Raw genomic sequence first — 12544 nt, 5'->3', positions numbered from 1 at the left:
CCGTTCACGGCCGCCCGGCATCCATCGGGGCCGGGGCCCGGACCGCCACCCTCCGGTGCGGTCCGGGCCGGGTGCTCCTGCCGGGTCGGGCAGGCGATACGCATCCGCCGGGGCGGTGCGCCATCAGATGTCGCGGAAGATCTCGATCTGCGCGCCCACCGAGTTGAGCCGCTCGGCCAGGTCCTCGTAGCCGCGGTTGATGACGTACACGTTCCGCAGTACGGACGTGCCCTCCGCCGCCATCATCGCGAGCAGGACCACCACCGCCGGGCGCAGGGCGGGCGGGCACATCATCTCGGCCGCGCGCCAGCGGGTCGGGCCCTCGACGAGCACGCGGTGCGGGTCGAGGAGCTGGAGGCGGCCGCCGAGGCGGTTGAGGTCGGTGAGGTAGATGGCGCGGTTGTCGTAGACCCAGTCGTGGATGAGCGTCTTGCCCTGGGCCACCGCCGCGATCGCCGCGAAGAACGGCACGTTGTCGATGTTCAGACCCGGGAACGGCATCGGGTGGATCTTGTCGATCGGCGCCTCCAGCTTGGAGGGCCGCACCGTCAGGTCGACCAGGCGCGTACGGGCGTTGTCGGCCACGTACTCCGCCGAGCGGTCGTGGTCGAGGCCCATCTCCTCCAGGACCGCGAGCTCGATCTCCAGGAACTCGATCGGCACCCGGCGGATCGTCAGCTCCGACTCGGTGACGACGGCGGCGGCCAGCAGGCTCATCGCCTCGACCGGGTCCTCGGAGGGGGAGTAGTCCACATCGACGTCGATGTTCGGTACGCCGTGCACGGTGAGGGTCGTGGTGCCGACGCCGTCGACCCGTACGCCCAGCGCCTCAAGGAAGAAGCACAGGTCCTGGACCATGTAGTTGGAGGACGCGTTGCGGATGACGGTCACGCCGTCGTGGCGGGCGGCGGCGAGCAGCGCGTTCTCGGTCACCGTGTCGCCGCGTTCGGTCAGGACGATCGGGCGGTCGGGGGTCGTCCGGGTCACCTCGGCGTGGTAGATGCCCTCGGTGGCCGTGATGTCCAGGCCGAACCGGCGCAGGGCGATCATGTGCGGCTCGATGGTCCGCGTACCGAGGTCGCAGCCGCCCGCGTACGGCAGCTTGAAGTGGTCCATACGGTGCAGCAGCGGGCCGAGGAACATGATGATGGAGCGGGTGCGGCGCGCGGCCTCCGCGTCCATGCCGTCCATGTCGAGGTCGGCGGGCGGCACGATCTCCAGGTCGACGCCCTCGTTGATCCAGCGGGTGCGGACGCCGATGGAGTTGAGGACTTCGAGCAGCCGGAAGACCTCTTCGATACGGGCCACCCGGCGCAGTACCGTACGGCCCTTGTTGAGCAGCGAGCCGCAGAGCAGCGCCACGCACGCGTTCTTGCTCGTCTTGACGTCGATGGAACCGGACAGCCGGCGCCGGCCGACCACCCGCAGATGCATGGGCCCGGCGTAGCCGAGCGAGACGATCTCACTGTCGAGTGCTTCACCGATGCGGGCGATCATCTCAAGGCTGATGTTCTGGTTCCCGCGCTCGATACGGTTCACCGCGCTCTGGCTGGTGCCCAGAGCCTCGGCCAACTGCGTCTGTGTCCAGCCCCGGTGCTGCCGGGCGTCACGGATGAGCTTGCCGATACGTACGAGGTAGTCGTCTGACATGGCGGCAGGTTATCTCACATATGAGATGAGATTCGCGCTGGGGTGCGCCGTTCGGGTGGGGCGTATGCGGAGAGCGTGTGTGGGGCTGGGGTGAGACACCGTCAGTTCCGATGCTGCGCCGCCGCCCGCCGGCCAGCAACCGGAAGGCGAGCATCCGACTCCACTCGGGTGCCGCTACCCACGTTCTTCCGTTCCACTCCGGGTGCGCGTACTCGTGCCGCCGGGCGAGCGTGAGGACGCGCTTCGGGTACCCCGGGTGCAGCAGGGCGCGTGGTCGCGCATGACCAGTGGCCGCCCATGTACTAGAGTTATCTCGACATCGAGATATCTGCCGAGGCGCACTGCAGCCGCACGCCATCGTCGAGTATGGCGGTAAGGGCTACCTAACTTAGCCTTACCTTAGCGGATTGGCTATCCGGCGTGGCGGCAGGATTGCGGTGGAACGCGCACATATATGAAGGAGACTGTCGTGTCGGCGAACAGCTTCGACGCCCGCAGCACGCTGCAGGTGGGCGACGAGTCGTACGAGATCTTCCGGCTGGACAAGGTCGAGGGCGCCGCGCGCCTCCCTTACAGCCTGAAGGTCCTGCTGGAGAACCTGCTCCGTACCGAGGACGGCGCGAACATCACCGCCGACCACATCCGGGCGCTCGGCGGCTGGGACTCCCAGGCGCAGCCCAGCCAGGAGATCCAGTTCACGCCGGCCCGCGTGATCATGCAGGACTTCACCGGTGTTCCGTGTGTCGTCGACCTCGCCACCATGCGTGAGGCCGTCAAGGAGCTCGGTGGCGACCCGGCGAAGGTCAACCCGCTCTCCCCGGCCGAGCTGGTCATCGACCACTCCGTCATCGCCGACAAGTTCGGCACCAAGGACGCGTTCGCACAGAACGTGGAGCTGGAGTACGGCCGCAACAAGGAGCGCTACCAGTTCCTGCGCTGGGGCCAGACCGCCTTCGACGACTTCAAGGTCGTCCCGCCGGGCACCGGCATCGTCCACCAGGTCAACATCGAGCACCTGGCCCGCACCGTCATGGTCCGTAACGGCCAGGCGTACCCCGACACCCTCGTCGGCACCGACTCGCACACCACCATGGTCAACGGCCTCGGTGTGCTGGGCTGGGGCGTCGGCGGCATCGAGGCCGAGGCCGCGATGCTCGGCCAGCCGGTCTCCATGCTCATCCCGCGCGTCGTCGGCTTCAAGCTGACCGGTGAGCTGAACCCGGGCACCACCGCCACCGACCTGGTCCTCACGATCACCGAGATGCTGCGCCAGCACGGCGTCGTCGGCAAGTTCGTCGAGTTCTACGGTGAGGGTGTGGCCGCGACCTCGCTCGCCAACCGCGCCACCATCGGCAACATGTCGCCGGAGTTCGGCTCCACCGCCGCGATCTTCCCGATCGACGGCGAGACCCTGAACTACCTGAAGCTGACCGGCCGCTCCGAGCAGCAGGTCGCGCTCGTCGAGGCGTACGCCAAGGAGCAGGGCCTCTGGCTCGACCCGGCCGCCGAGCCCGACTTCTCCGAGAAGCTGGACCTCGACCTCTCCACGGTCGTCCCCTCCATCGCCGGCCCGAAGCGCCCGCAGGACCGCATCGTCCTCGCCAACGCCTCGCAGCAGTTCGCGCAGGACGTCCGCAACTACGTGGACACCGCCGACGAGGCGGGCCAGGAGTCCTTCCCGGCCTCCGACGCCCCGGCCGCGACCAACGGCGTGCCGACCCGCCCGACCACGGTGGTCGCCGCCGACGGCACCTCGTACGAGATCGACCACGGCGCCGTCACCGTCGCCGCGATCACCTCCTGCACCAACACCTCGAACCCGTACGTGATGGTGGCCGCGGCCCTCGTCGCGAAGAAGGCGGTCGAGAAGGGCCTGACCCGCAAGCCGTGGGTCAAGACCACGCTCGCCCCGGGCTCGAAGGTCGTCACGGACTACTTCGACAAGTCCGGCCTGACCCCGTACCTCGACAAGATGGGCTTCAACCTCGTCGGGTACGGCTGCACCACCTGCATCGGCAACTCCGGTCCGCTGGACGAGGAGATCTCGAAGGCGGTCAACGAGCACGACCTCGCGGTCACCTCGGTGCTCTCCGGCAACCGCAACTTCGAGGGCCGGATCAACCCCGACGTCAAGATGAACTACCTGGCGTCCCCGCCGCTGGTCGTCGCGTACGCCATCGCCGGTTCGATGAAGGTCGACATCACGCGCGACGCCATCGCCCAGGACGCGGACGGCAACGACGTCTTCCTGAAGGACATCTGGCCGACCGAGGCCGAGGTCAACGACGTCGTGGCCAACGCCATCGGCGAGGACATGTTCAACAAGTCCTACCAGGACGTGTTCGCGGGTGACGCGCAGTGGCAGGCGCTGCCGATCCCCACCGGCAACACCTTCGAGTGGGACCCGCAGTCCACCTACGTGCGCAAGCCCCCTTACTTCGAGGGCATGACGATGGAGACCACCCCGGTCTCCGACATCGCCGGCGCGCGCGTTCTGGCCAAGCTGGGCGACTCGGTCACCACCGACCACATCTCCCCGGCCGGTGCGATCAAGGCCGACACCCCGGCCGGCAAGTACCTCACGGAGCACGGCGTGGGCCGTCGTGACTTCAACTCCTACGGCTCGCGCCGTGGCAACCACGAGGTCATGATCCGCGGCACGTTCGCCAACATCCGCCTGCGCAACCAGATCGCGCCGGGCACCGAGGGCGGCTTCACCCGCGACTTCACCCAGGCCGACGCGCCGGTGTCGTTCATCTACGACGCCTCGCAGAACTACCAGGCCGCCGGCATCCCGCTGGTGATCCTGGCGGGCAAGGAGTACGGCTCCGGCTCGTCCCGCGACTGGGCCGCCAAGGGCACCGCGCTGCTCGGCGTCAAGGCCGTCATCGCCGAGTCCTACGAGCGCATCCACCGCTCGAACCTCATCGGCATGGGCGTCCTGCCGCTCCAGTTCCCGGAGGGCACCTCGGCGTCCTCGCTGGGCCTGACGGGCGAGGAGACCTTCTCGTTCACGGGCGTGGAGGAGCTCAACAACGGCACGACCCCGCGCACGGTGAAGGTCACCACCGACACGGGCGTGGAGTTCGACGCGGTGGTCCGCATCGACACCCCCGGCGAGGCGGACTACTACCGCAACGGCGGCATCATGCAGTACGTGCTGCGGAACCTGATCCGCAAGTAGGCACTGCTCGGGCCTTGGCCTGAAATGCAGGAGGGCTGCATTCCCCTGGTGGAGTGCGGCCCTTCTCTGTTCAAAATCCGGGCAAGTTGGCCAGTCCGTGGTGCAATTCATCCTCACCGTGAGGCAGCGGGCCTGCGGCGTAGCTCCAGCTCTAAGCGAGCCGATGGCTCAGAACTGAGCGGCTCACCACGTATCAGGCCGCAATGACGCTGCGTCCGCACCGTCTCGACCCACGCCCGTTGCCAGTCGCTCCCTGCGTGTTTACCGCTTACTTTCACGTTGCTGCGGCCATCGTGCAATGGCACCGAGCGGTCTTGCCAGTTAACTGGTGTCGGCTACGCCATCGGTTGAGTCCGGGCTGTGCCAAGCACCCGTGAGCCCTGCCATACGAGTCACGCTAGCAGGGCTCACGGGGCATGCGGAATGCTCAGTGCTACCCGGCTGATGTCTCCGAATGAACTGCGACATGGCGTCTGCAGATGTCGGCACTTGTCAGATGTGGCACATTTAGAGCGGCTGAGTAGAGTTGCATTTCTCGAGCGGCGGAATCAAGTAGGAACCAGAACTGAATACTTGGCTCCAGGTCGTCGCCCGCAGCGACTAGCTCATCGAATGCAAGTTCAAGCTCGTTTCGAGAGAGAAAGTCGCGATAGTCGGCCAGAGCTTCGCTCGAACCATCGGGAACTAGGATGGAAGCTGCGGTTTCGAGAGTCTTTCTAACTCGATTCCACAGCGCCTCCTGCTCGGCGGAAAAATTGGTTCTACTCATCCTGCCCATGCTCCCTTCGATACCCGGCCTTGATCTTAGGCAGGGCAGTTGCATATGTATTATACTTCCCCACCCTCACTTCTCCGGGCCACCTAGGGCCAGGGATGCGCCGTGATAATTGTGTCGGTTAGGGGCTCGTAAATTACGCGTAGTTGCACACCGTCGACCGTTCCAAAGATTGCGACCCTCGATGGCAGACCCTTCTTCGTGAGGGTGGAGCCAGTTGCACCCCGCTGCCACGTCCAGGTTGAGTGCGGGTTAGTGGCAACCTCGGAAATATTATTGAGGATTTGACTGTCGCTCCAGCTCTGCGGAAACGGAGTCTTGCCCGGCAATCCAGGGTAGCGATGGCCGCCTCCGCTAGTGTCGCCATCGAGGATATGGGTAGCCCTCGTAGGCCCAACGAGGTCACAGTAGTCGCTGTTGTGTACCAGGACAGGTGTATCTTCAGCCAGCACGTAGTACGTGTGGATACCCTCGACTGTGAGGTTGTACGTGCGTGCGTGCTTGTCGAAGGCGCGGTTGGCCTCTACGGCAACGGAGTGCCCGTCGCTACTCAGAAGGCTCGTCCCGGGCTTGAGCTCATTGGCCGGGAGCCAGCGATGCCCCGAGGGGCTCCAGAACGGATGTTCGTAGGTGGCGATGATCTTTTTGGCCCCGTGCGCGGTGGCGATCGTCAGCTCGTTGAAGTGCTTATCGTCTTCCGTGACGATTAGGCGGGTTACTCTGCGTTGAGCCGATACTCCTGTGACCGGATTCGTCGCGAGAACTTCGTCCCCTTCTCGAATATCCTCGATGTTTTTCGTGGAGCGATTCCCCATTAGTACCTTGGTGCCAGCCAAGAAGCACTTTGTGCATTTGCTGCTAGGCCTGTGCGTCGCGTCATCGATCGCTTCTGCTGCCCTCTTGAAGAGTCGCATCTTCGATTTGAGGGTTGCGTCCTGCACGAGTTGGATGCAAGCACCCATATCGTAGTTCCCGCAGTCCTCGAGCTGGCCGATTCCAGCGAGATCCTTCTCTGTCTTCCACAGCAGATTGACTGTTGCTTCGACAGCTGGCGCTCGCGCGAGTACATCGCAGTATGCTTCGTGATGCTGGCACCAGCGGCCCGGGTTTTCCACAGCTTCGCACCCGAGGATTCCACAGCGATACCGCTCACGGGCTTCGGCCCCGGGATCCTGGGCAGCTTTCCGCTCGGCTTCTCGCTCGACTCTCAGCTTCGTCTTTGCTGTATTGAAAGCCTCGATGGCCGCCTTGTGAGCGGTTTCAGCGTCCTTGCCAGCAGCTGTGGCAGAGGCGCGGGCCTCGTTGGCCGCGCTCCACGCGGTGGCAGCGGAGTAGCGTGCCCCTTGCGCCGAGATCTCTGCCTCGGCCGCTGATTCAGTTGCCCTGCTCGATGCCTGCTCGGCGTCGGCTGCCGCCTGGCGCGCGGTCTTGGCGGAAGCTGCCGCTCTGGCTGCGGAAGCTTCCGCCTCCGCAGCGGAATTGGCCGCCTGCTTCGCGTAGTTCTTGGCTTGGTTTTCCGAGGTTTTGGCCTTCGCGGCATAGCCTGCGGCTTCTGTGTCAGCCTTGCGAGCGTCGGCCGCAGCCTTGGACGCTTCGGCAGCATTCTGCTGGGCGGTGGCCGCGACGCCGGCCGCTTCGGAGATCAGCTGCTGGATCTGCGCGGCGTGAGTGGTGGCGAGAAGGTCCTGCTGCTGTGCCTTGTACTGCCCCGATTCTATGAACGCGTGCAGCTGCTGAGCGGGACCTTCCAGCGCGATGCGAGCCGCCGCCTGCACTTCCGGGCCGCCGCTGTCGATCAGCTGCGCTGCGCGAACGCGCTCGTCCTCAGTGCGCTGGGTGTACTGAGTGGTGGCGATGAACTCGCGGAACTTGTCTGTGTTTCCGGAGTTGAGGGCGGCTCGGCCTGCCTCCTGTACCCCGCGGCCACCGGTGTTGATGATTTGGGCGATGTGGACTCTCAGGTCATCTGCGGATGCCTGGTACTGGCCCGTGGTCAGGAACGAGGTGATCGAAGCCGCATCGCCCTTGAGCGCCCCTTCCGCGGCGTCCCGTACCGACTTGAGCGGGCTTTCCTCGGCCAAGTCCTCGACTTGGTCGCGCTCGTCCTGCTCGTTGGCGTCCTTCCAACCCGTCCGTACATAGTCGGCGACGTCTGTGTCCGAGCCGGCCAGTGCGGCCTCCGCAGCAGCCACGCCCCACTGGCCGCGTACCTTCACCGCAAGCAGCGCGGCCATGCGGCCCTTGGCTGCTAGCGTCTTGAGGTCGGTTCCCGATTGATTCGCTTCGGCGGTCAGACGCTGTGCTTCGGCTTCGAAGTCCTTGGCATCCTGTGTCGCCTTCGCCTGCTTCTTCTTGCGCTTCTCGTCCTCGCCCTTGAGGTCCCGAGCCCGCTCAATGCCCTCGTTGGTCCGGGTGGTCAGTCCCTCGGTCTCGACCTGGCGGGCCAGATCGTGGGTGGACTGAGCCTTGGCGACGGCCGCACTTGCTGCGTCGGCGGCGTCCTGCGCAGCCTTGGCATGGGCTGCGGCCTCGTCTGCGGCGTGGGCGGCCTCGCCTGCATGGGTGGCTGCGTCGTCAGCCGCTTTGGCCGCGTTCTCCGCGTGTGTGGCGGCGGAGTTGGCCGCATCACGCGACTGCCCGGCAGCGGTCGCGGCCTTGCGCGCCAGCGCCTCTGCGGCGAGGGCGGCGCGATTGGCTTCCTTTGCGTGCCGACGGGCCGCTGAAGCGGCTTCCTTCGCCTCGGCGGCGCTGCCGTCGGCCTGGTTGAGATAGCTGCTGGCCTGCTCGGCCGCGTCCGCGGCGTCGTTGGCATTGCCGCCGGCGCTGAGCGCGGCGAGCGCGGCGTCCCCGGCAGCGGATGCGGCGACACTGGCCTGGTTGGCCGCGTCGGCTGCCAGATGCGCGCCCTTGGCTGCGGTACGGGCGCCCTCCGCTGCTTGACGCGCCGCTGATGCCTTCGTCTTGTCGTTGGCTGCTTCAGCGGCAGCACTCTGGGCTCGAGAGGCCGCCTGAGCCGCACCGGCGGCGGCTGAAGCTGCCTGGGCGGCAGCATTCGCGGCTATGCGAGCCGAGTTGTTGGCGGCACGTGCCGCATCGATGGCTTGCTGGGCTGCGGTTGCTGCTTGGTTGGCCGCAGTGGCGGCTTCCTTGGCCTTGGCCGCTGCTGTATCGGCGTCCCCCTTGGCGGCCGCAGTTTCAGCGGCCGCCTTCTCGGCGTCCTTCTTGGCCTGTTTCGAGGCGGTGACAGCGCGTGCGGAGGCATCCTTGGCCGCCTCGGTCTCGGCGGCGGCCTGGCGACCGGCCTCGCGAGCCTGGACGGCCAACTGGGCTACAGTGGCCTGTTCTTGGTCACGAGAACGTGCAACGTACTGGCCCACCTGAAGGAATTCTCGGACGTCGTCCGCCGTTCCCTTCAGCGCGATCCGCCCAGCGGCTAGCACATTGGGCCCGCCGATACTCAGGATCTGTGCAAGCTGAACACGGTCATCGTCGTCCCGTTGGGCGTACTGACCTTGCTCAAGAAACGCATCGATGTCCTCGGCAGAGCCGTTCAGCGCCTTGCGACCGGCTTCCTGGGCGCCCCGCCCGCCTGCATTGATGACCTGGGCCACACGGACCTTCTGGTCCTCTTCGAGCGGAGTTTTCCAGCCTTCTTTGAGGAACGCCTTCAGCTCATCCGGAGTGCCATGGAGGGCCTTCAGGGCCGCATCCTGGACTGCCCGCCCACCAACGTTGATGAGTTGAGCAGCGGCTACCTGGTTGTCTTCGAGTTCCTTCTCGCCCTTGACCTGCTCCAGGAAGTGCTTGACTTCGTCATCGGTGCCGGTCAGGGCGGCTTCTGCCGCGGCCTTCATGCCGGTCCCGCCGGTCTTCCACAGTTCGAGGACTTGCCCCCGATCAGTGGGAGGAATTGATCCGGCATCCGTGTCCGAAGCGCCGGTTCCAACGGCGATGACAGGGGTGGATCCGAGCAGGCCCACCAGAAGGGCGGTGGACAGCAGGCTCAGGTGCAGGGCGCGTATCGCACGCGATGCCCTCCCCCTGATTCCTCGCGAACGCACTCTTCGTTTCAAAGCGACACTCATCTCGCTGACTGGCAACGCGAGTTGCCAGCTGCCGCATTTCGGCGTCGAGAGCATAACTGTCAGTCTTTACTTTACCTTCACCTCAACTGTGCTGCTGACGGAGTATCAAGCCAAGATCTCTTAGGTCGCTCACTGGGCTACCTATGGGGCGAGGGCTTGAGTACGTAGGCACCGCACCAGCTGAGCCCCTGATCCAGCGAGTTTCAGCCAGAGATCTGACGACCTGTGAAGTTCCTGTGAAGCTTGTCACGTTGACATCCAGCGATGTTGGTCGGCTATTTTGAGCTCGGGGATTTACGTATTCATTACATGTGCTGGGGGGCGCAATATGCAGTCACCCATGCCCGGAAGGACATCGGTGACCTCTCTCATCCGCAAGCTGCTTATTGTCGGGGGTGCGGGCGCGCTGGCAGCTGCCATCAGTGTGCCCGCCTTGGCCTCGGCTCCGTCTTCGCGAGCGTCGGCCGGAGTGGTGGCTGATGCAGCGACGGCTCCGCCCTCGACGGTTGAAGACTTCGAATACCCCGGAGCGGCGAAGCTCGAGGCGGACAAGAAGATTAAGCTGATCAAGGGGGATGGTCACATCCTTCTGGCCGACTCCTGCGACGGCTCGCCTGAGCAGATCAAGGTGTGGAAGCGGAACGGTGGACCGGACTCGGGATTCTGCTTCCGGGTCACCGCCAAAACCGGGTACCTCACTCTGAAGATCGACGAGGTCTGGGCCTTGGAAACGGGAGGCCACCCCATCAGTGCTGACCTCAGCAGCGATGGAGGCAAGTCCCGTCAGACCGTCGATGTGAACATCGATGTGAACAAGGGCTACAAGAGTGTTGGTGAGGGCACTACTGGCGAGCCCACCATGCTGGTCGAACTCCGCGTCACCGGCTGACTCGCCTCACCTCACCTGCATCTCTGACACGGGTGGTCGAGCAGGGCCTGCAAGAGCTTGCTGCACATCCGTTGTCCCAAAACACTCCTAGAGGACACACATGCTTGCCAGAAGTTCACGCGCTGCGTGGACCACGGGCCTGCTCGCTGCCACCACGATGGCGGCAGGTCTGATTTCGGCCCCGCCTGTCGGCGCGGTTGCCGGTGACACCGCCCAGGACGGCGCCTACTCGTTCGCCGTCAAGATTCACATCGGTGACGGCCAGCGGACCTGCTCCGGTGCACTGGTGGACCCGCAGTGGGTGCTCACCGCAGCGAGTTGTTTCGCTGAGAACCCTCAGCAGGGGTTTGACATCCCTGCTGGCGCGCCCAAGATGAAGGCTCGAGTAACCCAGGAGGGCGGCAGCCCGGGAAGGCCCGTCAACGTTGAGGGGCAGATTGCCGAGCTTGTTCCAGCGAAGGGCCGTGACCTGGTCATGGCCAGGATGTATTCGGGCATAATCAACGGTGGCGACAAGTACACCGGGTTCGAACCGGCGCTCCGTCACGGCGACGGTGCCGTCCCAATTCAGATTGCTGCGACTGCCCCTGTGGAGGGTGAGTCGCTGCGTGTGGTCGGCTTCGGGCGAACCAGGGACGAGTGGGTGCCGGACAATCCCCACACGGGAACCTTCTCGGTTGGTGCTGTCGGCAGCGACAGCTTCAGCATCGATAAGCAGACTGACTCCAGTGCCAGCCTCTGCAAGGGTGACGCCGGTGCTCCAGCCTTCCGAGAGAAGGCCGGCAAAGTCGAGCTGGTTGGCATCAACAGCCGTTCCTGGCAGGGTGGTTGTTTCGGTGAGAGTGAGACCCGCACGGGGGCTGTCGAGACTCGTGTAGAAGATGTGAGCGACTGGATCCAGAAGACTCGTCGGCGTGCCAAGCCTCCGACTCTCAGCGCTCTGACGACGACCGCGGACTTCAACCGCGACGGCCGTACGGACATGGCGGCGGTATTCGACGACGGCTCGCTCAATGTTTTCTATGCGAACGCGAACGGCACTCTCGAGTACGGGCGTATGCTTTGGAAGTGGGATTTCAGCTGGGGTTCGGTGAAGCGGATTGTTGCTGGCGACTACAACGGTGACGGTCTGGCCGACATCGCAGCTGTGGCGGATGACGGAAGCCTGCGTCTGTACCTGGGCAAGCCGGATGGCGGTCTCGTCGACGGCAAGCAGATGTGGTCGGACAGGTCCTGGTCGACGATGCTGCAGGTTGCCCGCTACAAGGCAGACAGCTCTGGCCGTGACGGATTGGTTGCCGTCTGGGGCGACGGCTCGCTGTACTCGTACACCACCAACGCCGACGGCACTCTCAGCGGCCAGAAGCGTCAGATGTGGCGTGACAGCACGTGGAAGCCGATGAAGCAGATAGCTACCGGCGACTTCAACAGCGACGGTCGCGATGACATCGCCGCCATCACCAGTGACGGCGGACTGCGTGGCTACTACGGCAACGCCCAGGGCCTGCTCGACGATGGTGTCTCCATGTGGGCCGACAAGTCGTGGACCAACGCGAACGCCCTTCTCGGTGGAGACGTGAACGGCGACGGCAAGTCCGACCTCGTGGGACTGTGGACTGGTACGCAGGCACTGAGGCTCTACAAGGGCAACGGCAAGTCCGCGTTCGCGGACGGTGCATCCCTGTGGCCGTAGGCCTCCTGATGTTTGAACCCTCACTGGGGAAATAGTGAATGGGCCGCCCTCCTCGCAAGGAGGGCGGCCCATTCACCTGCTCAGGACTCCATGAGTCCCGTGGATCAGTACAGCTGGGCTGTACGTCTTCCAACCACCGGTGCCGATCTTCACGTGGGACTCGAACGGGGCAGAGGCGTCGCCCGCGCGAGTAGCGCCACAGTGTGCCGTCGTTGCCGCGCGCGATCAGGACGGTCTTGCTGTCACAGCGCATCTGTGGTCATTGCAG

The 12544-nt window shown here is 65.0% G+C and carries 5 protein-coding genes; 3 read left to right on the top strand and 2 right to left on the bottom strand.

What is annotated here, in order from left to right; genetic code table 11:
* Nucleotides 1-123 precede the first annotated feature (123 nt).
* On the bottom strand, nucleotides 124-1650 hold the full coding sequence (locus tag ACT1U9_RS05985; RefSeq protein ID WP_444537331.1) for a helix-turn-helix domain-containing protein: 1527 nt from the start codon (nucleotides 1648-1650) through the stop codon (nucleotides 124-126).
* Between the two features lie 469 nt (nucleotides 1651-2119).
* Here ACT1U9_RS05985 and acnA point away from each other — a divergent pair, with 469 nt between their 5' ends.
* The gene (acnA, locus tag ACT1U9_RS05980; protein WP_444537330.1) at nucleotides 2120-4834 is read left to right on the top strand and encodes an aconitate hydratase AcnA; all 2715 of its coding nucleotides are present in this window, start codon (nucleotides 2120-2122) and stop codon (nucleotides 4832-4834) included.
* An 861-nt stretch (nucleotides 4835-5695) separates the two neighbouring features.
* Here acnA and ACT1U9_RS05975 read toward each other — a convergent pair.
* Nucleotides 5696-9748, bottom strand: coding sequence for a polymorphic toxin-type HINT domain-containing protein (locus ACT1U9_RS05975; protein ID WP_444537329.1), 4053 nt, complete (start codon nucleotides 9746-9748; stop codon nucleotides 5696-5698).
* 304 nt (nucleotides 9749-10052) lie between these two features.
* On the opposite strand from ACT1U9_RS05975, the gene ACT1U9_RS05970 reads away from it, so the two are divergent.
* Entirely contained in the window at nucleotides 10053-10583 is a 531-nt protein-coding gene (locus ACT1U9_RS05970) for a hypothetical protein (RefSeq protein WP_444537328.1), read from the top strand.
* 100 nt (nucleotides 10584-10683) lie between these two features.
* Nucleotides 10684-12276 carry an FG-GAP-like repeat-containing protein gene (locus ACT1U9_RS05965; RefSeq protein ID WP_444537327.1) on the top strand — a complete coding sequence of 531 codons (1593 nt, stop codon included), beginning with the start codon at nucleotides 10684-10686 and terminating at the stop codon, nucleotides 12274-12276.
* The last annotated feature ends 268 nt before the right edge of the window (nucleotides 12277-12544 follow it).

It is taken from the genome of Streptomyces sp. BR1 (genome assembly GCF_052373795.1).
GTDB lineage: Bacteria > Actinomycetota > Actinomycetes > Streptomycetales > Streptomycetaceae > Streptomyces.
This window is presented reverse-complemented; position numbering and strand designations above follow the sequence as displayed.